The following is a 25,665-nucleotide window of genomic DNA, read 5'->3' on the forward strand; positions in this document are numbered from 1 at the left end:
CACCTCGGAAGAAGGCCCGGAACTCCCGCAGTTCCGGGCCTTCCGCCGCCACGGCCGGGCCTCCGACGAAATACGGCGACTTTTTTCACGGCGGCGAAATCTAGATTCAACAATCGAGTGTCACGATGGAACCACAACACCGACGAAGGACCCGATCATGGCTCTCACCCCGTACTCCCCCGACTCGCAGCTCCTGCGCACGACGTTCTCGTACTTCCCGTCCGGGGTGGTCGCGCTGGCCGCCGAGGTCGACGGCGAGCGCGAAGGCCTCGTGGCCTCGTCGTTCACCGTGGGCATCTCGATGGACCCGCCGCTCGTGGGCTTCTCGGTGCAGAACACGTCGACGACCTGGCCCACGCTGAAGAAGGCCGAGCGCATCGGCATCTCGGTGCTCGGCGAGACGCACGGCCAGACCGCGCGCCAGATCGCCGCGAAAGACAAGGCGACGCGCTTCGAGAACCTCGAGCTGGAGACCAGCGACGACGGAGCCCTCTTCGTGCACGGCTCGCCCGTGTGGCTCGAGACGAAGGCGTACGCGGAGTACCCCGCGGGCGACCACACGATGATCCTGCTCGAGGTCACCGGCCTCTACACCGACGCGTCGCTGGAACCCCTCGTGTTCCACGGCAGCGCCTTCAAACAGCTGCTCAAGACGGCCTGAACCCTCCCGTTGCGGCCTAGGCCGTCACGAAGTCGGCGTCGGGGAGGCGTCGGCGCATCACGGCGACGGCCTCCGCGTTGCTGTCGACGAGCACGAAGTGGCGGCCCAGCTCGGCCGCTGCCGCGCCCGTCGTGCCGGATCCTGCGAAGAAGTCGAGCACCCAGTCGCCCTCGCGCGTCGAGGCCTGGATGATGCGCCGCAGGATGCCCAGCGGCTTCTGCGTCGGGTAGCCGGTCTTCTCCTTGCCGGTCGGCGACACGATCGTGTGCCACCAGACGTCGGTGGGCAGCTTGCCCCGCGCGGCCTTCTCGGGCGTGACCAGGCCCGGCGCCATGTACGGCTCGCGGTCGACGGCGCTCGAGTCGAAGTGGTACTTCGCCGGGTCTTTCACGTAGACGAGGATCGTGTCGTGCTTGGTCGGCCAGTGCGACTTGCTCTTGGCGCCGTAGTCGTAGGCCCAGATGATCTCGTTCAGGAAGGACGCGCGGCCGAACAGAGCGTCGAGCAGCACCTTCGCGTAGTGCGCCTCGCGGTAGTCGAGGTGGAGGTAGAGGGTGCCGTCGTCGGCGAGCAGCCGCCATGCTTCGGCGAGCCGCGGCTCGAGGAACGACCAGTAGTCGTCGAACCGGTCGTCGTACTTCATCAGGTCGCCGCGGATCCGCTCGTACTGCACGCCCTTGAAGCCGGCCACGGCTCCGGTGCGCGAGCCCCGCACCGAGTGCGTCTCGTGCCGGGTCTGGCTGCGGCCGGTGTTGAACGGCGGGTCGAGGTAGACGACTGTGAACGCCCCGTCGGGGAGGTTCGGCAGGAACTCGAGGTTGTCGCCGTGGACGACACGGTCACGCGACTCCGTGGTCCAGTCTGCGGGCATCCTCCTATTGTGGTCGTCCTGACAGCGCCGCCCGACCACCGCGGCGTATCGTTTCGGCCATGACCGTCGAAGTCCGCAGAGATGACGCCCAGAGCCAGTACACGATCCTCAAGGACGGACGGACGGTCGGCTTCGCCGCCTTCCAGGAGTCCGACAGCGAGATCGCGTTCACGCACACGGAGGTCGACCCCGCCGAGCAGGGCAACGGCTATGCCGCAGTGCTCGTGCAGCACGCCCTGGACGACGTGAAGGCGACGAGCGACAAGCGCGTCGTGCCCGCCTGCTCCTATGTCGCGAAGTACGTCGAGAAGAACCCGCAGTATCAGGAGCTCGTGCGGCGCTGAGCCTTTGAAATATCTCATGTAGAGTTCTCTGCATGACTTCTGACCGGAGCCCCTCTCCCCATGGCCGCCGCGGCTTCCTCGCCGCGGCGGCCCTCACCACCGCCGCCGGTATCACCGCCGTCGCCGCCTCGCCGGCATCGGCAGCACCCGCACCGGGAAAGAGCGGGCAGAAGGTCACAGCGTCGATGTTCGACGTCACCGACTTCGGGGCGGTCGGCGACCGCGTCACCGACGACACCGCCGCCTTTCAGGCGGCCATCCAGGCGGCGCACGCGAAACTCGGCGTCGTGCTCATCCCGAGCGGCCACTACATCATCGACAGCCTCACCATCCCGACCCTGGTCAAGATCATCGGGGAGGGTGCCGACAGCAGCCGATTCACACCGTCGGCCCGCGGCGGCGTCAACCTGCACCACCGCGAGCGGAGCGTCGACCCGCTGCTCGTGATCGACGGCGGCGCCATCACCGTCGAGTTCATCACGCTCCACGGCAATGGCAGCCGGGCTCCCCTCATCCGCGTCGACAACGGCTTCGAGTCGCGCATCAACCGCGTCCGACTGTTCGACGTTCCCGGTACGGCGATCCAGATCAACCGGGTCAACAACAACACCTGGACCGACCTGTTCATCGACAACTGCGGAAGCCGCGACGCCGCGGCGATGATCGTCACCACGCCCGACGACCCGACGAAGCAGACCAACACGTTCACCTGCTACAACCTCACCATCGAACGGGCAGCCAACGTCGCCCTCGACATCGCCTGGGACGGCCACGGCGGCAATGTCGTGGAGTTCGTGCGCCTGCCGTTCCTCCACGTCGAGTCGCCGGCCGACGAGCACTCGGCGTTCCCCGGCAACGTCGATCCGCTGATCCGCCTCGGCAATGTCCGCCAGCTCGAGCTGATCGACGCCTTCGTCTACGGCGGCCCCGCGCCACTCCTCGTCCACCGCCAGAACCTCACTCTCACCGAGCCGCTCTCAGGCGGCATCCGCCTCATCGGCGGCGCCTTCCTGGGCGCTGACGTCAGGAAGACAGGCGGGCCGTCCGCGACCCTCATCCAGCTCGAGCGGGGCGACGACTTCGCCGTCGTCGGCACCCGCTTCGCGCGGTTCGAGCGCGCGGCGGTCACGGCGGGAGACGCCTACGGCGCTCGGGTCCTGATCGACCCCACGAGTACCGCCCCCTACTCGAAGACCCTCCTGGCCGATGACCGCGACTCCGCCGACCGTCCGACGTGGATCTGGCCCGGTCGCATCCGCGCGAGCGAGGACGTCATCCTCGGGAGACATCTTCGGTCAGACCGGGCGCTGTCGAAGCCTCAGCTGACGCCCTTGCCCGGGGCGGGGACCGCTCCGCCCTCGCCGACCTTGAACGGCACGGACACGTCGGGATTCCTCTACTTCGGCACGGGCACCCTGACCGTGCGAGGGGGCCTGGTGCGGGTCACCTACGACAAGCCGTTCGACGTGACGCCCGCGGTCGTCATCACCCCGACCGGCTCGGGCGCGGCCACGCGACCGTTCTACGTGTCGCCGTCGCGCACCCACTTCGACATCGGCCTGGCGGAGGTCCCGCCCCAGGGCGTGACCAAGACGGGGTTCGGCTTCACGTACCAGGTCATCGGCTAGAGCCGACATGGGTTTGAACACTAATTCTGGATGACTACCCAGAGTTAATACGCCTCTCCAGGCGCCCGACCGCTTCACCCAACGGGGCGCACTAGCCGCCGGCGGCGCCGCGGTCGCGCTCGCCTGGCGACGGCCGACAGCGGCACGGATCGCGCACGACGTCTCAGTCGGCGGGCACGTCCTCGGCGACCGGGCCGACCCGCCGACCGTCCAGCTGCTGCCGGCGAACGGAACGGGCGGGAAGCCCGCCGTCGTGTCGGGCTCGGACATCGGCGGCTGGCTCGTCTTCGGCACGGGTGCCCGCGCCACCAGCGGCCCGCAGGTGCGCGTGGTGTTCGCCCAGCCCTTCGAGGTCGGCTCGGCCGTCGTCGGTGACCAGCGGGCGCTTCGGCTACCACTACGTCGTCGTCGGCTGACCGGCCCGCGTTCGGGTCGCACCCCTTTGCGGACTTATGCGTGGAGTGCGCTTCCAGGAAACTCAGAGGGTGACACTCGCCCAGCAGCTGACCCGATTCGAGAGCCTTCTCAGTGGAATCGACTCGGCCCTCCTCGCCTCCCTCGCCCCCGGTCTCGACGATTCCGGTGTCGAGGCGCTCCGTCGCGCCCTCGCGCCGACCGAGCTGAGCGCCCAGGTCGAGGTGCTGTACCGGTGGCGCAGCGGCGGGCCCCTGCCGCTGTTCTTCGGGCGGGCGATGGCCACGCCGAAGCGGCTGGCGGGCGCGACGGCCGCCGCGGAAGAGGGGGCGGGCCTCGTCGACGGGATTCCCGTGTTCGTCGGGGGTGACGGCGGGGCGGTTGCCGATCTCGAGTTCCTGCTCTCCGATCTCTGCGACGCGGCCGAGGCCGCCGGCGACGCGCCGTATGAGCGGCGCGCAGCCCTGACGGGCGCCGCGCCTGCGCGGCCCTGCACGACGACCGCCGCCGACACCGCTGAGACCCGCACGATCGCCGACCTCGTCGAGCAGAGCCACGAGGCAGAGGCCGTCGGCACCGTCGGCGGCCGCATCGTCGACGCGTGGGATTCTGCGGGATACGTGGAGTTCCGGCTGGCCGACGCCTCGCACACGCTCGTGCTCGGAATCCGCGACCCCGATCACGAGTCGCTGCCCGCGCTCGGCCAGGAGCTGCTGATGACCGTGCGCATCCGCAAGGGCGCGACGGCCATCACGGAGCCGATCGACCCGAGGCGGCCGTCGGTGCTCGGCGCTGTGCCCGCGGACTACCTCTCGCACTCGGCTTTCTAGGGGACGCGGGCCAGCCACTCCGGCGTCGCGAACTTAGTGCGCACCAGCTCTTCGGCCTGCGCCAGCTCGTCGTCGGTCACGTGACCGACGGTCGCGCCGTAGAGGCCCGTGAACGTGCGCTTGAGGCTGTCGATCACCTCGGCGCGCGGCAGTCCCGTCTGCGAGCGCAGCGGGTCGACCCGCTTGGCCGCCGAGGTCGTGCCCTTGTCGCTCATCTTCTCGCGGCCGATGCGGAGCACCTGCACCATCGTGTCGCCGTCCATGTCGTAGCTCAGGGTGGCGTGGTGCAGGAGGGCGCCGTTGCCGAGGCGCTTCTGCGCGGCGCCGCCGATCTTGCCCTTGGCGCTCGTGATGTCGTTGAGCGGCTGGTAGAACGCGTCGATGCCCATCGACTTGAGCCCCTGGATCACCCATTCGTCGAGGTAGGCGTACGAGTCGGCGAAGCTCATGCCCTGCACGAGATCGCCCGGGGCGTACAGCGAGTAGGTGACGATCGAGTCGGCGTCCATGAACATGGCACCGCCGCCCGAGATGCGGCGCACGACCTGGAAGCCGTGCTTCTCGGCGTTCTCAGCGTCGACCTCGTTCTTGAGCGACTGGAAGCTGCCGATCACGACGGCGGGCTCGTTCCACTCCCAGAAGCGCAGCGTGGGCCCGCGGCGGCCGGCCCCCACCTCTTCGGTGAGCACCTGGTCGAGAGCGAGATGCACGTTGGGCGAGACGGGCCCGTCGTGGATGATCTGCCAGTCGTAGTCGCGCCAGTCGGTCGCGCGGCTCAGCGACCGGCGGATCGCGACGGCGATCGCCTCGGGCGAGACGCCGAGCATCGTGGTGCCCTCGGGGAGTCCCGCCCGGATCGCGGCCGAGATGTCGGCGGAGTCGGCGGCGGCGTCGAGACCGTTGACGGCGCGGTCGATCGCCTCGAGGGCGTCGTCGGGCTCGAGGAAGAAGTCGCCCGCGAGCCGGAACCCCGACAGCCTCCCGTCGATGACGTCGAGGTCGACGACTACGAGCTTTCCGCCTGGGACCTTGTACTCACCGTGCATAGAAGCGAGCCTACGCAGGAACTGCGGAACGAGCGTCGAGCCACCCGATCAGGTCGACCGTGACCTCGTCCCTGTTGGTCTCGTTGAACACCTCGTGCCGCGCCCCGTCGTAGACGATGAGCTCGACGTCGGTGAAGCCCGACCGGTCCCGGTAGGCCGCCACGAGCTTCTCGGCGCTGGTGCGGCCGCCGAGCGGGTCGTCGTCGCCGACCATCACGAGCAGCGGCAGGTCTCGCTTCGGGTGCCGGGTCGGGCGGCCGTAGAGGCGGAGCGCGTCGCGGAGGCCGAAGAGCTTCAGGACGGTGGCCGGTATGGCCAGCGGGTCGACGGCCATCGCGGCGGCGACGGCGGGGTCGCGGCTCAGCCACTCGAACCCCGTGGTGCCGAGGTGCGCGTGGCGCTTGTTGAGGTCGCCGCCGTTCATCGTGAGGGGAGTGCGGTACGCGGTGCCGGTGAGGACGGCGCCGTCGTAGTCGTCGGCGTGCGCGTCGACGATGATCTGAGCCATCAGCGAGCCCCACGAGTGCCCGAGCAGAACGAGCGGGAGCCCGGGGGCGTCGGCGCGGGCCGTCCGGGTCACATCGCGCACGGCCTCGACGGTGGCGGGGAGGCCGCCGGGCCCGAGGTGGCCGAGCATCGGGCTGCCCTCGCCCCACTGGCCGATGCCCGTGCGGCCGTGTCCGCGGTGGTCGTCGGCGTAGACGGTGTAGCCGGCGGCGGCCAGTGCCTCGGCGAGCCGCTCGTACCGGAGCGCGTATTCGCCGACGCCGTGCGCGAGCTGGACGATGCCGCGCGGCGCGGAGGCCGCCCACACGTAGTAGTGGATGACGACGCCGTGGGCGTCCGTGAGCGTGCGGTCGTCGCGAGCCATGCCGCCAGTCTGGCACTGGGTGGCGGCGAGGCCGCGGCCCGCGCGCGAAAGTGCATTCGTTGTCGCACCAGGGTCTCCTGGGCGACAACGAGTGCACTCTCAGCGGTGACGGCGGCGCCAGCCGCCCCTTCATCACGACGCATCGTCCGGTGCGACGGTGCCGAAGGCACAGATCTCACGAGCGGCAGCGACGGCGGCCGACCCCGCGGCGCCAGCCGCCCCGACGATCAGTCGTCAGAGCCGTGTCCGCCGTGGTCGTCACCGGCGTCGTGGCCGGAGCCGTCGTCCGAGCCGCCGTGCTTGCCGCTGCTCGAGCCGTCGCGGTCTCCACCGTGGTCGTCGCCCGCGTCGTGCGAGGGGCCGTCATCGCTGACGGCGGCGACCGGGGTGGGAGCCGTCGAGGCGACCGGGGCCGGCGCGGTGGCGTGGTGGCCGGAGTCGTCGGCGGCCGGCGCGGTCGTCGGGGCCGGCGTGGTGGAGGCGACGGGCGCAGGAACTGCGACGACGTCATCGGCCCCACGCCCGTGGCGCACGTGGCCCGGAGCGTCGTCGGCCCCGCGTCCGTGGCGCGCGTGACCGGCGGCGTCATCGGCGCCGTGGCCGTGGCGCGCGTGCGGCTTCGCGGTGGGCGTGGTGCTCGGCGACCCGGTCGGCGTGGCCGATGCCGTGGGGGCGGCGGGGCTGGCGGTGGTCGTGGCGACCGGCGTGGCGGTGTCGTCGGCGCCCTGCGAGGCGAAGGCGATGCCGGCGGATCCGAGCACGAGCGCCGCGGCGGCGGTGCCGGTGATGACGAGCTTCTTGGTGCGGTTCATGATGTCCTCCGTGGTGGGTGGGCCGCCTGTGCGGCTGACATGACTTTCCCAAGGGGGTGCTGAACCGGGTCTGAAGCGTCCTGAACGAACGTTCAGGTGCGAACGGGCTCGGTCGTCGAAGGCCGTCAGTCGTCGAGCAGCGGAAGCGACACCTCGAAGCGCGCACCGCCCAGGGCGGAGTCGGCGACGCGCACCTCGCCGTCGTGGACGTTGACGAGGCTGCGCACGATGGCGAGCCCCAGCCCCGACCCTCCGGCCTCCCGGGCCCGGGCCTCGTCCAGCCTGACGAACCGTGAGAACACCCGATCGCGGTCGGCCGCGGGCACGCCCGCCCCGTCGTCGTCGACCGCGAGCAGCACTCGCCCGTCGGCGACCTCGAGTGAGAGGGCGACCGCGCCTGCTGCGTGCCGGGCGGCGTTGTCGGCGAGGTTCCTGACCACCTGCGCCAGCATCCCCCGATCGCCCCGCACCCGGGCCGCTGTGACGTTCGTGGCGTCGACCGTCACCGCCCCCGCCGAGCGGAGGCGTGCCGCCTCGCCGAGGACGATGTCGTCGACGTCGACGGCCTGCATCGCAGGCTCGAGTCCGCCCTCGTCGGCTCGCGCGAGGATCAGCATGCCCTGCACCAGGTCGGCCAGGCGCTGTCCCTCGGTGAGCACGGTGTCGGCGAGCAGCTCCGGCTCGATGCGGCCGGGGTAGGCGCGCTGCACCTCGGCGAGCTGCCGCATGACGGCGAGGGGCGACCGCAGCTCGTGCGAGGCGTCGGAGACGAAGCGCCGCTGCGACTTGGCGGAGTCGTCGAGCCGGTCGAGCATCTCGTTGAGGGTGGTGGCGAGCCGGGCGATCTCGTCCGAGCCGCCCTGGCCCGGGATCCGATTCGAGAGCCGTGCGGCTGTGATGCCCTCGACCTCGAGCCGCATCTGCTCGACGGGCCGGAGTGACCGGCCGACGACCAGCCACGTCGTCGCCGCCATGACCAGCAGCAGGATCGGGATCACGACGCCGAGCGTGGTGAGCGTGGCGCGCTCGGTCACGGCATTGGCGGCGAGCGAGCGAGCCGCGGCCACGACGTAGTCGGTCGACGGGTCGGGCCGCGCGGCGGCGAGGTGGATCACGGGGCCGGGCGTTCTCACGGAGGCCGACCCCGCGTCGGGCGCGGGGGCGCCGGGAGCGGGCGCGCCGACGTCGTCGGAGCCACCGCCGCCGGAGCCACCACCGCCGCCCTTGCCCGACTGGCGCCCGCTGCCGGAGCCGGAGCCGCCGGAGTCGTCCGACCCGCCGGAGGTTCCGCCGGAGTCTGCGCCCGAGCCGCCCGAGTCGTCGGTGGTGCCGGTGGTGGTGCCGGTTCCTGCGCCCGAGGTCGGCTCGGAGCTCGGCGACGACGAGCGCCCGCCGGAGTCGTCCTGCGCCGGCACCGTCACGGTCGGCACGGGCGTCGGCGTGAAGGTTCCCGACGACGTCTCGAACGCGTAGCGCTCGCCCGACAGCGACACCGTGCCGGTCTTCACCGGAGACGCGAGCGCGAGGTAGGCGCGGACCGCCGCCGGATCGCCCCACGACGCCAGCACCTTCGACCCGTCGGCCGACAGCACCACGGCGACCGACCCGTCGGGCGTGCCGGTGCCCCGGACGGCCGTGGCGGGCGCAGTGCCGGCCTCCAGGCGCGACAGCACCCGGTCGGCGTCGCTCGTCGCGGTCGACCGCACGCCCTGCTCGAGCACGGCCCGCTGCACGACGGAGTACACGACCGACGCCCCGACGAGCGTCACTCCCACGATCGCGACGGCCGCGACGGTGATCCGAAGGCGGAGGGATCCCCGACGCCGACGCTCAGCCACCGTTGCCCGCCAGCCGGTAGCCGGCGCCGCGCACGGTCTCGATGGACTCGCGGTCGAACGGCCGGTCGATCTTGTTGCGCAGATGCCGCACGTAGACCTCGACGATGTTGTTGTCGCCCTCGAAGTCGTCGTCCCAGATGCCGTCGAGCATCTGCCGCTTCGTGACGACCTCGCCCGCGTGCCGCATCAGGAACTCCAGCACGGCGTACTCGCGCGTCGTCAGCTCGATCTGCTCGTCGCCGCGAAAGACCTTCCGGGACGCAGGATCGAGGCGCAGGTCTCCGGCCTCGAGCACCGTCGGCCGCTCGCGAGCGCCCCGCCGCACGAGCGCGCGCATCCGGGCGAGCAGGACCGAGAACGAGAACGGCTTCGTCAGGTAGTCGTCGGCTCCCGTGTCGAGCCCCTCGATCTCGTCCCACTCGCCGTCCTTGGCCGTGAGCATGATGACCGGGGTCCAGTCGCCCTCGTCGCGCATGGTGCGGCAGATGGCGTAGCCGCTCATGCCGGGCAGCATGATGTCGAGCACGACCACGTCGTACTCGTTCTCGCGGGCGCGCCAGAGGCCGTCGGTGCCGGTCGCGGCATGGTCGACGGCGATCCCCTCGGCCTCGAGCCCGAGCCGGAGGCCGTGCGCGAGCCCCGCGTTGTCTTCGACGACGAGCACGCGCATGCGGCCTCCCCAACTGTGTGGGGCCCATCTTGACGGCAGTTTGCTGAAGCGGCGCTGAAGCGCGCACTCCCCCGACGACGAAAGTGCGCTCTATGTCGTCTTCCGGGGCGGAAACGACATGCGCTCATCAGGCACTCAATCGATCAGGCATCGATCCGACGGACGAGAACCGCCGAGATCCAGCCGGTCATCGCACCAGTTAGCCACGCCGGCATCGTGAGTGGCGATCACGAGGGCGCAACCCGAGCCTTGGAGCTCGCCGAGAATCAACATGACGAGGGCAGCGTTCTCGGGGTCGAGGGCCGCAGTGGGTTCGTCGGCGATGACGATGCGTGGTTTCTTGAGGATCAAGCGCGCTAGGGCCAACCGCTGCTGCTCGCCACCACTCAGCACGTGAGTAGGGCGATTGCCGATCTCACCGAGACCGACACGAGCTAGGGCCGAGTTGCGGCGCTCCGCGCGCTCGGCGCGCGACGTCCGCTGCCCGATGAAACCGACGTCGAGGTTTCGGGAGACGGGCCAGCTCTCGACGAGTCCATAGTGCTGGAACACATGGCCGACCGTGTTGCGAAGCAGGCGGCGGCGCGCAGACCCCGACAGTCGTGTCACCTCGGTGCCTGCGAGTTCCAGACGGCCGTCGCCGACTCTGTCGAGGAGTCCCAGGCAGTTAATCAGCGTCGTCTTGCCGGAGCCGCTCGGACCCGTCAGCGCGAGTGACTCGCCCGACTTCACGGTCAACGAGATGTCGTCGAAAATGGTTCGGTTCGACCGCTCCTTGCTCAGTCGCCGCGCATAGATCAACGTCTGTGACATCGTGGACTTCCTTTCGAGATGTGGTCACGCGCGATCCCGCGACTCCGCGAAGAATCGGAGTCGAAAGATCCCGATCATGGCGCAGGCCGAGGCGACGTTCGCTGCCGCGAGAAGGCAGGTGAGCCCATCGGCGGCCAGGGATGAGGCAATCACCGTCGACGCCGCAAGGGCGATTCCACCGGAGAGGCAGAGGAACAGGGCTGGCGCCCGAATTCTGGAGCCGGGATACGAACCGTGGACGACAAGCACGAAGTCACTCCTCCGGTGCCGTTCAGCCGTCGCACGGGCAAGGATCACGCAGGACATGATCGAGATGAGTGTCGCGAGGCCCGATCCGAAGATCTGCGCACCGAAGATGCGCTCCTGATCGCCGAGACGGATAGCCGCGTCGTCGGCACCGTGCACGATGCTGCCGATGTAGTCACTCAGCCCACCTCCCTTGATCTCGGACTGCAGCCGTGCGCCATCGGTGAACAGGACCCCGCCGGTCGTCGAGTTCGCCACGATCCAGTTGTCGGACACGAGCCGCCTCGCCGTCGGAAGGACGGCGATCACGGGATCCCTCTGGGAACTGGTCGAATCGATTGTCGAGTAGGTAAAGACGTTCTGACCGCCGCGCAGATGAACGACGTCAATCGGGACCTCCGGCGTGGAGCCACCGCCCTCGTCGTCGCTTTCGAGCTGGAAAGCGACCCAATCGCTGTACTCGTCCACGAGCGCGCGATCCCTGCCACGGAGGGTGTCAGGGATCAACAGGGTCAACGCGTGCGGATCCAGGCGAGACGACAGGATTCTTCGGCCCTGGTGATCGACGACGGCCTGCGCTGCGAGGTACGCGTCATTCACGACGAGGGAATTTCCGTGGTCCGGACCGTAGCCGCTCCTGGGCGGCGCCGGATGGGATGCCACCAGCGCGTCACCCGCGCGCAGAGCGCGGTCGGCGATGCGAGCGAAGTCGCCCTCGATGGCGTCGTACTCCTTGTCATTCGCGGTGAATTCGACCGAGGCGACCTCCACCGCAGCCTTCCATGAGGCGGTATCCCGACGATTCGATGCGACATCGGATCCGGTGGCCAGCACGCTCGACACGCTGACGAGAGTGAGGGTGAGCGCAAGGCAGTGAATGCCGACGTCGAAGACTGCGAGTTGTCGAAGCGGTTGCCTTCGCCCGAGCGCAGTGGGAAGCGGCGTGAGGGTTTCGATTAGCAGAGCCACCACCGTGACGAGGACCGCCTCAACGGCAACCGCCGCAACCCCGAACGCCGCAGTCGCCGCGATCCGGTCGAACTGTGCAAGGTCGTTGTAGACCCGCAGTGCGATGGTGCCTACGAGGCTTCCGATGAGCGCAGCACCTCCGATGCACCGCAGGACGGCGGCAATAGAGGAGACGATCACGCTTCTACGGGAGGCTCCCCCGGCAATGAGGATGGCGGTGGTCCGCCGACGAGCGACGGCGGTGTGAACGCAGCCGGCGAGTAACCCCAGCGATGCCGTGGCCATCAGAATCGGGAGGGGAAACGACCGGCTGCTCCATGAGAGCGCCTCGATGACGCCGAAAGGTCTCACGTCGGCGTCTATGCCGTGCCGATTGAGCGCCCGGGCGAAGGCAACGGCGTCCGACGTGCTGCCATCCGTGACGTAGAGGCCGCCGACGCGGGCAAGAGGGAGATCCCGCCCAGGAGCGAAACGCGTGGTGTAGGACCGTCCGACATCGGCGTACAAGGGGTTTCCGGCGACGTTCGCGGACCGGGCGTCGGCATTCATCGCGTACAGGGTTCTACGGCTGCCTTCAGCGTCCGCGGCGACGACGCTCTTATACAGTGTCAAGTCGTAATCCGATGCAGATCGCGCTATCACCGCACGGGCCTCGGAGCGGGTCACCACCGTTCCGACGTCCCAGACGGTGACGAGCTGCGTCGTCCCGCGTGGCGCCACTTCGTCAGTGCTCCGCACGAAGAGGAAAGCCGTCATGAGCGCCGTGGCGACCGACACGGCGGCGGCAAGCCTCAGAATCATGGCTTGCACGGGCCTCCGTGCTCGCCCCCGAACCCCTCGGGGGCGAGCGCGCGACTCATTTGACGAACCGGTAGTACGCCTTGTTGGAGTTCGCCGTGGCCTTGAAGGACACTCGCGACCACTTGTTCTTGGCCGTATCCGCGCTTCGGCGCAGGGTGTTGTAGCCGTCCTTCACGCTGGACCCGTGCTTCCGCGTCTTGTGCCAGAAGTCTGAGTAGACCTCTTTCCGGAGGACGCCGGTGCTTCTCGTGCCGTATCGCCAGTCACCGCCTTCGACATTTTCGACTGTGAGCGCGGCAGCCACGCCTTCGTGAATGGTTACGCCTCGCTCGTAGGCGACGGCGCCCTGAGCCGGACCGACCGGCGCCGCATTGGCGGTGGTCGGAATCAGCAGTGTTCCGACGATTGCAGTTACGACCGCAGCGGGCAAAGTCAGGTACGTCTTCTTCATGTGTGCCTCTCAAAGGCCTGAGCCTTGCATCGTTATGAATCACATGTCATTTTGCATGCGCATTTCACTTTGTCAGGGCCGGGAGGCGAGGTCAAGCCCGAGTTGCGGAAATTGCCCCTCGCTCAAGAAGCGAGGGGCAAATTCCGCGGCAGACGGCGCAGCCGCCCCTTCAGCACGACGCAGACCGCGGTGCGACGGTGCCGGAGGCACGGATCTCACGAGCGGCAGCGTCGGCGGTCGACCCCGCGGCGCAGCCGCAAAAATAACTAGTGGGCCGAGTAGCCACCGTCGACGAGGTGGTACGAGCCCGTGATGAACGACGCGTCGTCGCTGAGCAGGAAGAGCGTCAGCGCAGCGACCTCGGCGTCCGTACCCAGGCGGCCGGTGGCGTGCTGCGCCTCGAGGGCGGTCAGCGCATCGGGGCTGAGCGACGAGCGGACCAGCGGGGTGTCGATGAAGCCGGGGCCGACGGCGTTGGTGCGGACGCCCTGCGCCGAGTACTCGAGGGCGGCGACCTTGGTGAGGCCGATGAGGGCGTGCTTCGAGGCGACGTAGGCGGCGTTCTGGGCGATGCCGACCGAGCCGAGCACGCTGCTCATGTTGACGACGGCGCCGCCGCCGGCCGCGACGATGGCGGGCAGCTGCGAGCGGAGGCCGTAGAACACGCCGTTCAGGTCGACGTTCACGACGCGGTCCCATGCGGCGACCTCGTAGTCGCCGATGTTCGCAGCGGGCGCGCCGATGCCGGCGTTGTTGACGGCGAGGTGGAGGGCGCCGTAGGTGTCCTGCGCGAACTTCACGGTCTTCTCGCTGTCTTCGGCGATGCCGGTGTCGGCCGAGAAGGCCGCGGCGGTGCCGCCGGCGGCCACGATCTCGTCGACGACGCGCTGCGCGGCCTCGATCGTGATGTCGGTGACGACGACCTTCGCACCCTCGGCGGCGAGCGCCTTCGAGATGCCCTCGCCGATGCCGCTGCCGCCGCCGGTGACGATCGCGACCCTGCTGTCGAACCTTGCCATGTTCTTGTGTCCTTCGTGACATTTAGTAAACGGTTGTTGCTTATCTCGAATCCTACGCCGGTGCCATTTATTTAGCAAAGCTAATTTGTTAGGCTAACGATCGATGACCGACCCCAGTCCCAGCACCGGCGCCCTGCGCACGGTGCCCCATTCCCAACTGGCGACTGATGTGCGCCAGGGCGTCCTGCGCCTGTCGCGCCGCCTCCGCCAGCAGAAGGCCGACACGCACGTCACCGACGCGCAGATGGCGGCCCTCGGCTTCCTGCTCCAGAACGAGCCCCTCACGATCGGCGCGCTCAGCGATCACGAGGGCGTGACTCCCCCGTCGATGAACAGGACGGTCGGCGCCCTCGTCGAGCTCGGCTTCGTCGAGCGCGGCACCGACGACGACGACCGGCGCAAGGTCGTGCTCCGCACCACGCTCGACGGCGCGACGTTCGTCCTCGAGACGCGGCGCCGGCGCGACGAGTGGCTGGTGCCGCGGCTGGCCAGGCTCACCGCCGACGAGCGCCGATCGCTTGCCGAGGCCACGCGGATCCTGCGAGAGCTGGCTCGCGAGTGAGCGCGATGTTCAGCTCGCTCAGCCTGCACAACTACCGGCTGTGGTTCGGCGGGGCGCTCGTGTCGAACACCGGCACGTGGATGCAGTCGACCGCGCAGGACTGGGTCGTGCTCACCGAGCTCACCGACCACAACGCCACGGCGCTGGGCGTCACGATGGCGTTGCAGTTCTTGCCGCCGATTCTGATGATCCCGATCACCGGGCTCATCGCCGACCGCTACGACCGCCGCAGGATGCTGATGTTCACGCAGGCGGCCCTCGGCACGCTCGGGCTGGCGCTCGGCCTGCTCGTCGTCACGCACGTCGTCCAGCTCTGGATGGTGTGGGGCTTCGCGCTGCTGCTCGGCATCGTGCAGGCCATCGACGCGCCGATCCGCCAGAGCTTCGTCTCCGAGCTCGTGCCGCCCGAGAAGCTGTCGAACGCGGTGTCGCTCAACTCGGCGTCGTTCAACGGCGCCCGGCTGATCGGCCCCGCCGTCGCCGGCGTGCTCATCGCGACCGTCGGCTCGGGCTGGGTCTTCCTGATCAACGCGGCGTCGTTCCTGGCGGTCCTGTCGTCGCTCCGCTTCATCCGCGTGCGCGAGCTCGAGTTCAAGCCGAAGGTCTCGCGGGCGAAGGGGCAGATCAAAGAGGGGTTCCGGTACGTCCGCGGTCGCCCCGACCTGGTCGTCGTGTTCGTGATGATCTTCATCATCGGCACGTTCGGCATGAACTTCCCGATCTTCACCTCGACGATGGCCACGCAGGCGTTCGGCGTCGGAGCCGACGGATTCGGCCTGCTCACCTCGGCCGTCGCGGTGGGATCCCTCGCCGGTGCCCTGCTGTCGGCGCGGCGCGAGCGGCCCCGCATGCGGATCCTCGTGCTCGCCGCCGTCTCATTCGGCGTCACCTGCACCGTGGCCGCTCTGATGCCGACCTACTGGAGCTTCGCCGCCGTGCTCGTCGCGGTCGGCCTGTCGTCGATCACCCTCATGACGACCGCCAACGGCACCGTCCAGCTCGGCGCGGCACCCGAGATGCGCGGCCGCGTCATGGCCCTCTACATGGCGATCTTCACGGGCGGAACCCCCATCGGCGCCCCGATCGTCGGCTGGGTCGCCAACACGTACGGCCCGCGCGCGGCCATCGGCGTGGGCGCCGGGGCCGGGTTCGCGGCGGCAGCCGTCGCGATCATCTGGCTCGTCCGGCGCCAGCACCTGCGCCTGCGGCACGACTCGGGCCTGCACTTCCGGGTGCGGCACGACGGCGACGGGCTGCCCCCGACCGGCCTGATCACGCTGCCGGGCCAGGCGATGCGCGACGGCGTCCGAACGGAGCTGGCGGCCGACGAGACGGTCGCGCGGCGGTAGCGGGGGCGCAGGAACTCGGCGAACGGCGGCGGGCCGCCAGTTCCTGCGCGCCTGCCCGATCGGGGGCCTGCCTCGTGGCGTCGGCGCCACCTAGGCTGGGGCGCATGCTCCGCGCCCGCCTCGCTCTCGCCGCGGCCGCCGTCGTCGCAGCCCTCGTCGTCACCACGGCCGGAGGGTGCTCGGCCTCGGTCGCCGACCCGCCCGCGACGATCGCACTCCCGCCCGTGCACGGCGCCGCCGACTACCAGCTCGGCGGCTCGTACACGCCGCCCGACGGGGTCACGGTCGTCACCCGCGACAGCACGTCGAAGCCGGCCAAGGGCATCTACTCGATCTGCTACGTCAACGGGTTCCAGACCCAGCCTGGCGTGAAGTGGCCGAGCTCGCTCATCGTGCACACCAAGTCGGGCAAGCCGCTGGTCGACCCGGGCTGGCCCGACGAGCACATCATCGACATCTCGACGCGCGCGAAGCGGCTCAAGGCGGCGACGATCGTCGGCAGGTCGACGAAGTCGTGCGCGACCAAGGGCTTCGAGGCCGTCGAGTTCGACAACCTCGACTCGTACTCCCGATCGAAGGGCGCGCTGACGCTGGCTCAGGCGATCGCGTTCGCGAAGCTGCTCGTGAAGCAGGCCCATGCCGACGGCCTCGCGGCCGGGCAGAAGAACACCGCGCAGCTCGGATCGCGCGGCAAGACGCAGATCGGCTACGACTTCGCGGTCTCGGAGGAGTGCGACACCTACGACGAGTGCGGCACCTTCACGACGGTGTACGGCTCGAACGTGCTCGACGTCGAGTACACCGACGACCTCCGGGGCACGTTCGCCGAGGTCTGCGCCCGCTCGGCCACGCCGCCGATGACGATCCTGCGCGATCGCGACCTGACGACGCCGAAGTCGACCGACTACGTCTACGAGGCCTGCTGACCGTCGGCGCCCTGCTGCGCCGAGCCGTCGAGCCGCCGAGCCATCGAGCCGCCGAGACTCCAGACGTGGCCCCTTTCCGATACCGAATCGGGGCCATGCCTGGAGTCTCGGCGGCTTCGGGGGCGGGGACTGGCGCCGGGGGCGGGGCCGAGGCGGAGGCGGAGGCCGCGGACTACGCCTCGCGGGTGATCTCGACGGTGACGAAGAGCTTCGACGTCCGCGATCCCCCGTACACCCCGCGCAACGGCGGCACGTCGTTGTAGTCGCGGCCATGGCCGACGACGACATGCCGCTCGCCGATGTCGATGAGATTCGTCGGGTCGTAGCCCGACCAGCCGCCGCAGAAGTACTCGACCCACGCGTGCGACTCGCCGACGATCGTCTCGTGGAGCGGCGCGGCCGGCTTCGGGTGCAGGTACCCCGAGACGTACCGGGCCGGGATGCCCGCCGAGCGGAGCGCGCCGAGTGTGATGTGGGCGATGTCCTGGCAGACGCCGGCTCCCGCGGCCCAGGCGTCGGCCGCGGTCGACTTCACGTTCGTGACGCCCCGGAGGTACTTGACCCGGTCGCCGATCTCCTCGCCGATGCGCAGCGCGGCCTCGCAGGGCGTCGCCGTGTCGGCGACCGCCGCGGCGGCCAGCTCGACGACCTCGGGCGGCGGCGCCGTGAGGGGCGTCTGCTCGAGCTGCTCGACGAACTCCGAGCGGCGGGTGGCGGCGTCGTGGAGGTCGTCCCACGACAGGTCGTGCGGCAGGTGGGGCGAGGGGCGCACCTCGATGAGCGACGTCGCCGTCAGCGACAGCTGGCGGTGCGGCTGGAGCACCTCGAACGACGAGACGCGCGAGCCCCAGTAGTCGAGGTACTCGTGGGCGCCCGAGTTCGGCTCGATGCGGAGGTTCGACGAGAGCACGAACTGGTTCTCGGTCGACGCCGGCAGCATGCGCGCCTCGTTGTAGCTGGCCTTGGCCTCGCCCTCGTACTGGAACCCCGTGACGTGCTTGATGCGGAGTCGGCTCACGAGCGCTCACCGACCCAGGTCGGCGCGGCGGAGGTCGGGAAGTAGCGCTGGCGGATCGCCTCCGATGCGGCCGACGTCGCAGCCTGCACGGCGTCCATGTGCGTCGGCAGATCGTCGAGGATCTCGGCGATCGGCTTGTACTCGAGCTCGGAGCGCATCTGTCCGAGGATACGGACCCCGGCATCCGACGAGGCCGTCCGCGCCGTGTTGGGCTCGACCTCGCGCAGGCACGCTTCCGCCCGCGAGATCGCGAACAGCACGCTCCGCGGGAAGAGGCGATCCAGAAGCAGGAACTCCGCCGCGTTGCGTGCGCTCGGCACCCCGCGGTACGTGCGGAGGTACGCCTCGTACGCCCCGACCGACCGCAGGATCGTGGTCCACGACGGGCCCGACGCCTCGGTCAGAGTGCGCGTCGCCAGCAGGCGGGCAGTCATGTCGGCGCGCTCGATCGACCGGCCGAGGGTGAAGAACTGCCAGACCTCGTCGCGGCTCGTCGCCGACTCGATGATGCCGACGGCCAGCGCCGAGCGCTCGCGCACCCAGGCGAAGAACTCGTGCACCTTGTCGCTCGACACCTTGCGCGGCATCCGGGCACGGGTCGTGTTGAGGCACTCCCAGAGCTCGGTCGACACGATCTCGCGGGCCCGCCGGGCGTTCTCGCGCGCCGCTCCGAGCGAGTAGGCGATCGAGGCCGGGTTGTGGCGGTCGACGGCGAGCATCGACAGCACGTCGGCCCGAGTGATCTCGACGCCCTCGGGCGCCTCCGACCCCATGACCGAGAGGAGCGACCGGCAGGCGGCGTCCTCCTCGATCCAGGGGTCTTCGAGGAGCAGCTGGAGGTGCACGTCGAGGATGCGGGCGGTGCCGTCAGCCCTCTCGATGTACCGGCCGATCCAGAAGAGGCTCTCGGCGATCCGGCTCAGCATGACGTGCCTTCCTGTTGCTGCTGCTGTTCCTGGGTGACGTTATGGGGTCCGGGAACCTGCGCTTGCTGCTGCTGCGACTGCTGGTCGCGCTTGGGGTCGTCTTCGGGCGAGTGGTCGGGCACGTGGTCGGCCGCGATGATCGGGATCGACGACGTGGGCGTCGCCTGCTCGCCGACCAGCTCGGAGACGCTGTGCCCCGCCACCCAGGTGCCGGCGTCGACGCCGACCACCCAGGTGTCCTTCGATCCGCCGCCCTGGCTCGAGTTGACGACGAGCTGCCCCTCGGGGAGCGCGACGCGCGTGAGGCCGCCGGGCAGCACCCAGACGTCGTCGCCGTCGTTGACCGCGAAGGGGCGGAGGTCGGCGTGGCGAGGCCGGAGGCCGTCGTCGACGAGCGTCGGGATCGTCGACAGCTGGACGACCGGCTGCGCGATCCAGCCCCGCGGGTCGTCGATGAGTCGAGCTCGGAGCTCGTCGAGCTCCGGCTTGGACGCGGCCGGTCCGACCACCAGGCCCTTGCCGCCCGAGCCGTCGACGGGCTTGACGACGAGCTCGTCGAGCCGGTCGAGCACCTCCTCGAGCGCGCCCGGGTCTTCGAGGCGCCAGGTGTCGACGTTCGGCAGGATCGCCTCCTCGCCGAGGTAGTAGCGGATCAGGTCGGGCAGGTACGTATAGACGAGCTTGTCGTCGGCGACGCCGTTACCGACCGCGTTGGCGATGGTGACGGTGCCGAGGCGCGCCGCCATCAGGAGGCCCGGCGAGCCGAGCACGGAGTCGGCGCGGAACTGCAGGGGGTCGAGGAACTCGTCGTCGACACGGCGGTAGATCACGTCGACGCGCTGCGGGCCGGCGGTGGTGCGCATCCAGACGCGGCCGCCCGAGCAGTAGAGGTCGCGGCCCTCGACGAGCTCGACGCCCATCAGGCGGGCCAGCAGCGTGTGCTCGTAGTACGCCGAGTTGAAGACGCCGGGCGTGAGCACGACCACGGTGGGGTCCTCGACGCCGACCGGGGCGCTCTTGCGCAGCGCGTGGAGCAGCTTGTTCGGGTAGTCGCCGACCGGCCGCACCCGCATGGAGACGAACAGCTCGGGCAGGGTCTGCGCCATGACCCGGCGGTTCGAGATGACGTAGCTGACCCCCGAGGGCACTCGCACGTTGTCCTCGAGCACGCGCCAGGCGCCTGCCTCGTCGCGGATCAGGTCGATTCCCGACACCTGGATCCGCACGCCGTTGGCGGGGTCGATGCCGGCGGCCTGCCGGTGGAAGTGGCTCGACGACGTGATCAGCGACGCCGGAATGACGCCGTCCGCCACAGCGCGCTGCGGGCCGTAGACGTCGGCGAGGAACGCCTCGAGCGCCTTGACCCGCTGCTTGACGCCCTTCTCGACGTCCACCCACTCGGCCTGCTCGATGACGCGCGGCACCGCGTCGAGCGGGAACGGCCGCTCCTCGCCGGCGAAGTCGAATGTGACGCCCTGGGCGAGGTACGAGTCGGCGAGGGCGGCCGTGCGGCCCCGCAGCTCGTCTTGCGTCATGCTCTCGAGCGCGGCATGGATCTCGCGGTACATGGCGCGTGGACCGCCGGCGCGCAGGAACATCTCGTCCCATGCGCCCGTGGCCGCGCCGCCGGCCCTGCCGTGGCTGACGCCGGCATAGCCGTCGAAGAGGTCTCCCATGTGACGAACCTAGGCCGACGGTGTTGCGGGAGTGTTTCGGGCGCGGGGCGGGGGTGTGACGGCGTCCGGGCCGGCCCGGCGAGCGGCGCAGGAACTCGCGGCTCGCCGGCGGGCTGCCCGTTCCTGCGCCCGTGCGCCAGTACATGCATAATCATGTGGAGTTGCATATTTCACACACAGATGGTTCTGTGGCGTCTCATGAAGAGAATCTCGATCACCCTCGCGTCATTCGTCGTCGGCACTGCTTTCACTGCTGGAGCCGCCGTCCCAGCCTCGGCCGCCGAAGCCACAGAGCTCACGGCAGAGATGGTGGTGACCGGGTACGACCCCGAAGTCGCGAAGGAAAACGGCTACCGGATCGTCGCGGACGCGAACGGAGTCGAGAGCTCGATTCCGATCAGCGCCGCAGCTCGTGCCGAGCAGGCCGACGCGGCCAAGGGCGCCCGGGTCACCAAGCCGGGAAACTGCGGGACCTCGACACTCACGATCAAGTCGGTGAAGTCGAGGGGCGGAATCAACATCCACGCCGCGTACAAGCTGAATCCTGGCAAGAAGAGCTTTGGCCACTTCTGGAAGGTGTCAGGACAGAGCCGCCTCGGTACTCCATTCACTGAGAACTTCAGCGGGGCGAACAACATCGACAGTTCGTGGAGCGCCACGCACTTCCGCAGTCTCTACGGGTTTAGCAGCGGTGTCGGGAGCACCTTCGTGGGCTCCCACGCCAAGCTCACGAACGGAGCCGTCTGCAATGCCAAGATCTTCGTCGTCAACTGGAAATAGCGTCGTGGACGATCCCGGAGACATCGGTCCGTGGCCCGACGAGATGGATCTCACGTTCGAGGACGACGACTCGGAGCTGCTCGCGCTCCTCTGGACGCGGAATCGCTGGGGTCTCGTCGCTCCGGGGATCCCTCAGGAGCTGACCGGCGCCGGCCTGGCCGGGCGAACGTCACCGGGGGCGACCGCTGACGAATGGCGTGCAGCCTGGGATCGCGGCGTCGCCCAACTCGGCGAGTTCGACGACGTGGCCGGCGACATCCGCTTCGATCGACTCGTCGGTCGACTTCCAGAGGAGGGGGCGTCCTGGCACGAGCTCCATGCCGCTGAGTTCGACGAGACGAGCGGCTACCACGAGTGGCGCGAGTCGCTTGAAGACCTGGGATTCGACATCGTCTACGAACTCGCGGCCGAGTTCATCGCCGCCTGGCGCCGCGGCCTCGAGAAAGTCGTCGTGCTCCCCCTCGCCGCACCCTACGTCGCCAAGATCGACGATGCACGCGTCATGCTGTCGCGCGCGACGCTCGACGACCGAGACGCATTGGTGCGACTGCTGAGGTCCTGGCCGGGCGTCTAGGGCGAGCTGGCCGTGTGGCGGCCGGATCAGAGGGCAGCCGCTACGCGGGACGCGGCGCCATCTCGCCGCGGAGCATCTCGAAGGGATCGGCGAGCTCGGGCGCGTCGGCCGGATCGAGCGACATCGCGTGCACCATCAGCGGGGGGAAGTCGGGGATCGCGAACTCCCCGTCGCGACTGGCGGACATGTAGCCGTCGATGTCGACGACGTCGAGCGCGGTCCCCGGGCCGAGCAGGAGGGCGTGGGAGGCGATGTCGCCGTTCTCCTCCAGCACCGGGACCTCCACCACCACGGCCACGCCGCGCCCGGCGACGTGGACCGCGTAGTCGAGCAGAGCGTCGGCCACGACGGCCGCGGTGACGAGCGAGCGGCCGCCGTAGGTAATTCGCTTCATCGTTCAGTTCTACGCGTTCAGGACTGGCGCACAAGGGGTTGCGCGTACCCCTCGACCCGTCTACCGCGTGAGATCGAGCGACACCGCCCAGAGGCGCTCGGCGGACGACGGGTCGACCGCGTACGCGGCGACGCCCGAGCGCGGGCCGTCGGGGTCGTGGGGCAGGGCCTCGTTGGCGTCTTCGAAGTAGCGGCCCGAGATGCCGTCCACCAGGGGCGATGCCGCGACGAGCACCGACGTCGACGCGCCCTGCTCCGTGGTCTTGAAGGCGGGATTCGGGGTGCCGTCTTCGGAGACCCAGCCGGCCTTCCTGGCGAAGTCGGGGTCGAGGTGCCGCTGCAGGTTCGTCATGATGCCGCCGGGGTGGACGGCGTTCGCGGTGATCCCGTCGTCGGCCCACTTCTGTGAGACGCCGACGGCGAAGAGCACGTTCGCGGTCTTCGACTGGCCGTAGCCGAGCCAGGGGTCGTACTCGCGGCGCTCGAAGGCGAGGTCGTCGAAGACCACGTCGGAGGCCAGATGCCCCGTGGAGCTGAGCGACACGATGCGGGCCCCGTCGCGGGCCGAGGCCAGCGCGTCGTGCAGGGCGACGGCGAGGGCGAAGTGGCCGAGGTGGTTGTTCGCGAACTGCAGCTCGTTTCCGTCGGGAGTGCGCTCGAACGGCGTCGCCATGATGCCGGCGTTGTTGACGAGGATGTCGAGCGGGCCGTCCCAGGCGTCGGCGAACGCGGCGAGCGTCTCGCGCTTCTGCAGGTCGAGGTAGCGGCTCGCGACCGTCGTGGACCCCGTGGTCGCCGCGATGTCGGCCGCCGCCTCGGCCCCGGCGACCTCGTTGCGGACGGCCAGCGTGACGTCGGCTCCGGCGCCGGCGAGCGCCCGCGCGGTCTCGATGCCGATGCCCGAGGCGCCGCCGGTGACGACCGCGCGCTTCCCGGTGAGGTCGATCCCCTCGAGCACTTCGGCGGCGGTGGACTTGGCCCCGAAGGGCGTCGTGAGGCGTGTCATGCCTGAAGGCTATGCCTGCCGGGTTCGAGGTGCCCTGTGGTCGCTTCGAGAGCACGACACCGGCCGCAGGAACTGCGCAGGCGCCGCTCACCCCAGCCGAAGCGCCGCGCGCGGGCACAGCGCGACCGCCTGGCGGGCTGCCCGGGCGAGCTCGGCGGGCACGGCGACGTCCGACCCCGGCCCGGTGCGCGCGAGCGGGTAGCCCCACTCGTCGCGGTCGAGCAGCTCCGGCAGGAGCTCGGTGCAGAGCCCGCGGCCGTCGCAGCGCGTCCAGTCGATGTGGAGCGTGCCGGCGCCCGCCGCGCGCGGCGCGGCGTCGACACCGGCCGCACGCGCGCCGCGCGCACCGACGGCCCGCCGCCCGAACGGCACGTCGACGCGGGTCACGACGTCACCACGCAGCGTCCGGCGAGGTGCTCGCGCACGTCGTCGGCGAAGACGGTGAGCGCGCTCAGGACCATGCGCGACGTTCCGTCGGGGTGGTGGCACGAGCCGCGCCCGGCGACCAGCCTCGCCAGCCGGTCGACCTCGCCGGGGAGCCACTCGGCCCGGTCGCGGGCAGCGAGGCGCCGCAGCACGTCGGCGAGCCGCGGCAGGCCGTTGGCGCACGGGCCGCACTGGCGGGCGGACTGGCCGGCCAGGTACGCCGCGATCTCTGCGGCGGCGTCGAGGCCGCATCGGTGCGTGCCGAGGGCCATGAGGATTCCGGCGCCGGGGGTCGCGCCGAAGGGCGCGAGTTCCTGCGTCGACAACCGGGTGGAGAGCGCTGACGCCGGAACCCAGGCGCCGTGGTAGCCGCCGACCAGCACGGCTCGGAGGCCGTCGACGGAGGCTCCCGCGGCGCCCAGCGCGTCGGCGAGCGGCACGCCGCCGGGCACCTCGAAGACGGCCGGCACCGGGAGGTCGCCGCTGAGCGAGACGAGGCGCGTGCCGGGGTCGTCGGGGGTTCCCGCCTGGCGAAACCAGGTGGCACCGAACCGGGCGAGCAGCGCCACGTGGGCGAGGGTCTCGACGTTCTGCACGAGGGTCGGGGCTCCGCGCAGGCCCGCCTCGGTCAGCCGGGCGGGGTGGTCGCGCGGGATCGCGGGCCCGCCGCCGACCGCGCCGACCACGGCCGACGCCTCGCCTGACAGGAACGTGTCAGGGGCGGCGACCAGACGCACACGGCCCGCATCGGGACGCTCGGCGATGGCCCGCGCCACCGGCTCGAGCGACGAGGCCGGTGCGTAGAGCACGACGGCGCCGGCGCGGATCGTGGCCGCTGCCAGGAGGAGCCCGTCGAGCACGAGGTGCGGGGCGCTGCGCAGGAGAGTGGCGTCCTTCCTGCTGAGCGGCTCGCCCTCGGCGCCGTTCGCGATGACGACCGCGGGTCCGCGCTTGGACGGCACCGACTCGGCCGCGGCGATGAGCTTGCGCCAGGTCGGGAACCCGGCGCCGCCCCGCCCCGTCAGGCCGGAGTCGTCGAGCTCGGCGGTCAGATGGCCCTCGTCGAAGGCGGCGGGCATCGGGCCGAATGCGGCGAGGTGCGACGCGAGGTCGGGTGCCGGTGCCGCGAACAGGCGGCGCACCCCGGTGGGGCCGGCGACGCTGGTGCGGATGGGCTGGGTCATGGTCATGAGATCTCTCCGAGTCGAACTCCGCGGAACTCGAGGTAGCGCGACGACAGCCGCCAGCCGAGGGCGACCAGCACGGCGAGCACCGAGGCCCCGGCGAGCGCGAGGAACCAGCCGTCGGTGCCGTTCGTGCCGTTGCCGATGGCGTGCGCCAGCGCGATCGGCCAGAGCGCGTAGGCCGACCAGTGCATGGCCTTGAAGACGCGGGGCCCGAGCCGGTTGCGGAGGAGGCTCGTCACGACGATCACGCCGACGAGGTCGAACGCGACCGTGCCGAGGCCCTGCCAGAACGGCCGGTACTCGCCGAAGAACGGCACCACCAGGTCGAGCAGGCTGAGCTGCGCGTACGGGTCGAAGAACAGCGTGCTCATGTGCACGAGCAAGAAGAGGGTCGCCGCGAGCGACACGTTCCGGTGCACGAGCGTCACCGAGAAGCGCGGGAGTCCCGGCAGCGGCCGGCCCGACCGGGTGATGATGCCGAGCACGATCGACCCCGTGAACAGCACGAGCGCGGCGACGCCGGTGCCTCGGCCGATGGCCCAGAGGGCGTCGTCCACG

The 25,665-nt window shown here is 70.2% G+C and carries 27 protein-coding genes; 9 read left to right on the top strand and 18 right to left on the bottom strand.

Annotation, left to right across the window (positions count from 1 at the left end):
- The first annotated feature begins 157 nt into the window (after positions 1-157).
- Positions 158-661: a flavin reductase family protein gene (locus tag AC3CBB_RS12750; RefSeq protein WP_123505599.1), complete on the top strand. Its 504-nt coding sequence runs from the start codon at positions 158-160 to the stop codon at positions 659-661.
- Positions 662-677: 16 nt separating this feature from the next.
- On the opposite strand, the gene AC3CBB_RS12755 is transcribed toward AC3CBB_RS12750, so the two are convergent.
- Positions 678-1,532 carry a DNA-methyltransferase gene (locus tag AC3CBB_RS12755; protein WP_488624878.1) on the bottom strand — a complete coding sequence of 285 codons (855 nt, stop codon included), beginning with the start codon at positions 1,530-1,532 and terminating at the stop codon, positions 678-680.
- A 59-nt stretch (positions 1,533-1,591) separates the two neighbouring features.
- Here AC3CBB_RS12755 and AC3CBB_RS12760 point away from each other — a divergent pair, with 59 nt between their 5' ends.
- From AC3CBB_RS12760 to AC3CBB_RS12770, 3 genes are all read left to right on the top strand, one after another.
- A complete protein-coding gene (locus AC3CBB_RS12760; protein WP_488624879.1) occupies positions 1,592-1,876 on the top strand; it encodes a GNAT family N-acetyltransferase in 285 nt (94 codons plus the stop codon).
- Positions 1,877-1,908: 32 nt separating this feature from the next.
- On the top strand, positions 1,909-3,504 hold the full coding sequence (locus AC3CBB_RS12765) for a glycosyl hydrolase family 28-related protein (RefSeq protein ID WP_488624880.1): 1,596 nt from the start codon (positions 1,909-1,911) through the stop codon (positions 3,502-3,504).
- 485 nt (positions 3,505-3,989) lie between these two features.
- Complete coding sequence (locus AC3CBB_RS12770; protein WP_488624881.1) at positions 3,990-4,748, top strand: hypothetical protein; 759 nt, start codon at positions 3,990-3,992, stop codon at positions 4,746-4,748.
- Here the strand turns inward: AC3CBB_RS12770 and lplAB are convergent.
- From lplAB to AC3CBB_RS12815, 9 genes are all read right to left on the bottom strand, one after another.
- Complete coding sequence (lplAB, locus tag AC3CBB_RS12775; RefSeq protein ID WP_488624882.1) at positions 4,745-5,794, bottom strand: lipoate-protein ligase LplAB; 1,050 nt, start codon at positions 5,792-5,794, stop codon at positions 4,745-4,747. The genes AC3CBB_RS12770 and lplAB overlap by 4 nt on opposite strands.
- A 10-nt stretch (positions 5,795-5,804) precedes the next feature.
- Positions 5,805-6,665, bottom strand: a complete 861-nt coding sequence (locus AC3CBB_RS12780; protein ID WP_123505605.1) for an alpha/beta fold hydrolase — start codon at positions 6,663-6,665, stop codon at positions 5,805-5,807.
- Positions 6,666-6,892: 227 nt separating this feature from the next.
- Positions 6,893-7,477 (bottom strand): hypothetical protein, encoded by a 585-nt coding sequence (locus AC3CBB_RS12785; protein WP_488624883.1) that lies wholly within the window; start codon positions 7,475-7,477, stop codon positions 6,893-6,895.
- A gap of 125 nt (positions 7,478-7,602) precedes the next feature.
- On the bottom strand, positions 7,603-9,315 hold the full coding sequence (locus AC3CBB_RS12790; RefSeq protein ID WP_488624884.1) for a HAMP domain-containing sensor histidine kinase: 1,713 nt from the start codon (positions 9,313-9,315) through the stop codon (positions 7,603-7,605).
- On the bottom strand, positions 9,308-9,985 hold the full coding sequence (locus AC3CBB_RS12795) for a response regulator transcription factor (protein WP_123505607.1): 678 nt from the start codon (positions 9,983-9,985) through the stop codon (positions 9,308-9,310). Before AC3CBB_RS12795 ends, AC3CBB_RS12790 begins: the two co-directional genes overlap by 8 nt.
- 135 nt (positions 9,986-10,120) lie before the next feature.
- Positions 10,121-10,798, bottom strand: a complete 678-nt coding sequence (locus AC3CBB_RS12800; protein WP_488624885.1) for an ATP-binding cassette domain-containing protein — start codon at positions 10,796-10,798, stop codon at positions 10,121-10,123.
- A 24-nt stretch (positions 10,799-10,822) separates the two neighbouring features.
- Positions 10,823-12,823 (bottom strand): hypothetical protein, encoded by a 2,001-nt coding sequence (locus AC3CBB_RS12805; protein ID WP_488624886.1) that lies wholly within the window; start codon positions 12,821-12,823, stop codon positions 10,823-10,825.
- Positions 12,824-12,869: 46 nt separating this feature from the next.
- Entirely contained in the window at positions 12,870-13,265 is a 396-nt protein-coding gene (locus tag AC3CBB_RS12810) for a lactococcin 972 family bacteriocin (protein ID WP_488624887.1), read from the bottom strand.
- 266 nt (positions 13,266-13,531) lie between these two features.
- Complete coding sequence (locus AC3CBB_RS12815; protein ID WP_488624888.1) at positions 13,532-14,284, bottom strand: SDR family NAD(P)-dependent oxidoreductase; 753 nt, start codon at positions 14,282-14,284, stop codon at positions 13,532-13,534.
- A gap of 103 nt (positions 14,285-14,387) precedes the next feature.
- Here AC3CBB_RS12815 and AC3CBB_RS12820 point away from each other — a divergent pair, with 103 nt between their 5' ends.
- The 3 genes from AC3CBB_RS12820 (at position 14,388) to AC3CBB_RS12830 (ending at position 17,121) form a co-directional block, all read left to right on the top strand.
- The gene (locus tag AC3CBB_RS12820) at positions 14,388-14,846 is read left to right on the top strand and encodes a MarR family winged helix-turn-helix transcriptional regulator (protein WP_488624889.1); all 459 of its coding nucleotides are present in this window, start codon (positions 14,388-14,390) and stop codon (positions 14,844-14,846) included.
- Positions 14,843-16,195 carry an MFS transporter gene (locus AC3CBB_RS12825; RefSeq protein ID WP_123505610.1) on the top strand — a complete coding sequence of 451 codons (1,353 nt, stop codon included), beginning with the start codon at positions 14,843-14,845 and terminating at the stop codon, positions 16,193-16,195. The genes AC3CBB_RS12820 and AC3CBB_RS12825 overlap by 4 nt, the downstream gene beginning before the upstream one ends.
- A 104-nt stretch (positions 16,196-16,299) precedes the next feature.
- Positions 16,300-17,121, top strand: a complete 822-nt coding sequence (locus AC3CBB_RS12830) for an endo alpha-1,4 polygalactosaminidase (protein ID WP_488624890.1) — start codon at positions 16,300-16,302, stop codon at positions 17,119-17,121.
- 172 nt (positions 17,122-17,293) lie between these two features.
- Here the strand turns inward: AC3CBB_RS12830 and AC3CBB_RS12835 are convergent, their stop codons facing one another.
- The 3 genes from AC3CBB_RS12835 to AC3CBB_RS12845 are packed head-to-tail and all read right to left on the bottom strand — an operon-like array spanning position 17,294 to position 20,741.
- Positions 17,294-18,139, bottom strand: coding sequence for a transglutaminase family protein (locus AC3CBB_RS12835; protein ID WP_123505612.1), 846 nt, complete (start codon positions 18,137-18,139; stop codon positions 17,294-17,296).
- On the bottom strand, positions 18,136-19,065 hold the full coding sequence (locus AC3CBB_RS12840; RefSeq protein ID WP_123505613.1) for an alpha-E domain-containing protein: 930 nt from the start codon (positions 19,063-19,065) through the stop codon (positions 18,136-18,138). Before AC3CBB_RS12840 ends, AC3CBB_RS12835 begins: the two co-directional genes overlap by 4 nt.
- Positions 19,059-20,741, bottom strand: coding sequence for a circularly permuted type 2 ATP-grasp protein (locus AC3CBB_RS12845; protein WP_488624891.1), 1,683 nt, complete (start codon positions 20,739-20,741; stop codon positions 19,059-19,061). Before AC3CBB_RS12845 ends, AC3CBB_RS12840 begins: the two co-directional genes overlap by 7 nt.
- A 198-nt stretch (positions 20,742-20,939) precedes the next feature.
- Here AC3CBB_RS12845 and AC3CBB_RS12850 point away from each other — a divergent pair, with 198 nt between their 5' ends.
- Positions 20,940-21,521 (top strand): hypothetical protein, encoded by a 582-nt coding sequence (locus AC3CBB_RS12850; RefSeq protein WP_488624892.1) that lies wholly within the window; start codon positions 20,940-20,942, stop codon positions 21,519-21,521.
- A 4-nt stretch (positions 21,522-21,525) separates the two neighbouring features.
- Positions 21,526-22,095: a hypothetical protein gene (locus AC3CBB_RS12855; RefSeq protein ID WP_488624893.1), complete on the top strand. Its 570-nt coding sequence runs from the start codon at positions 21,526-21,528 to the stop codon at positions 22,093-22,095.
- 40 nt (positions 22,096-22,135) lie between these two features.
- On the opposite strand, the gene AC3CBB_RS12860 is transcribed toward AC3CBB_RS12855, so the two are convergent.
- The 5 genes from AC3CBB_RS12860 to AC3CBB_RS12880 all read right to left on the bottom strand — a co-directional run bounded on the left by AC3CBB_RS12860 (position 22,136) and on the right by AC3CBB_RS12880 (position 25,664).
- Positions 22,136-22,489 carry a hypothetical protein gene (locus AC3CBB_RS12860; RefSeq protein WP_488624894.1) on the bottom strand — a complete coding sequence of 118 codons (354 nt, stop codon included), beginning with the start codon at positions 22,487-22,489 and terminating at the stop codon, positions 22,136-22,138.
- Between the two features lie 60 nt (positions 22,490-22,549).
- Positions 22,550-23,494, bottom strand: a complete 945-nt coding sequence (locus AC3CBB_RS12865) for an SDR family NAD(P)-dependent oxidoreductase (protein ID WP_488624895.1) — start codon at positions 23,492-23,494, stop codon at positions 22,550-22,552.
- Between the two features lie 87 nt (positions 23,495-23,581).
- Positions 23,582-23,881 carry a ferredoxin gene (locus AC3CBB_RS12870; protein WP_233579924.1) on the bottom strand — a complete coding sequence of 100 codons (300 nt, stop codon included), beginning with the start codon at positions 23,879-23,881 and terminating at the stop codon, positions 23,582-23,584.
- Complete coding sequence (locus tag AC3CBB_RS12875) at positions 23,878-25,110, bottom strand: NADH-ubiquinone oxidoreductase-F iron-sulfur binding region domain-containing protein (RefSeq protein WP_488624896.1); 1,233 nt, start codon at positions 25,108-25,110, stop codon at positions 23,878-23,880. Before AC3CBB_RS12875 ends, AC3CBB_RS12870 begins: the two co-directional genes overlap by 4 nt.
- A complete protein-coding gene (locus AC3CBB_RS12880; protein WP_488624897.1) occupies positions 25,107-25,664 on the bottom strand; it encodes a ferric reductase-like transmembrane domain-containing protein in 558 nt (185 codons plus the stop codon). Before AC3CBB_RS12880 ends, AC3CBB_RS12875 begins: the two co-directional genes overlap by 4 nt.
- Position 25,665: the final 1 nt, after the last annotated feature.

Source organism: Frondihabitans sp. OV104 (genome assembly GCF_057787745.1).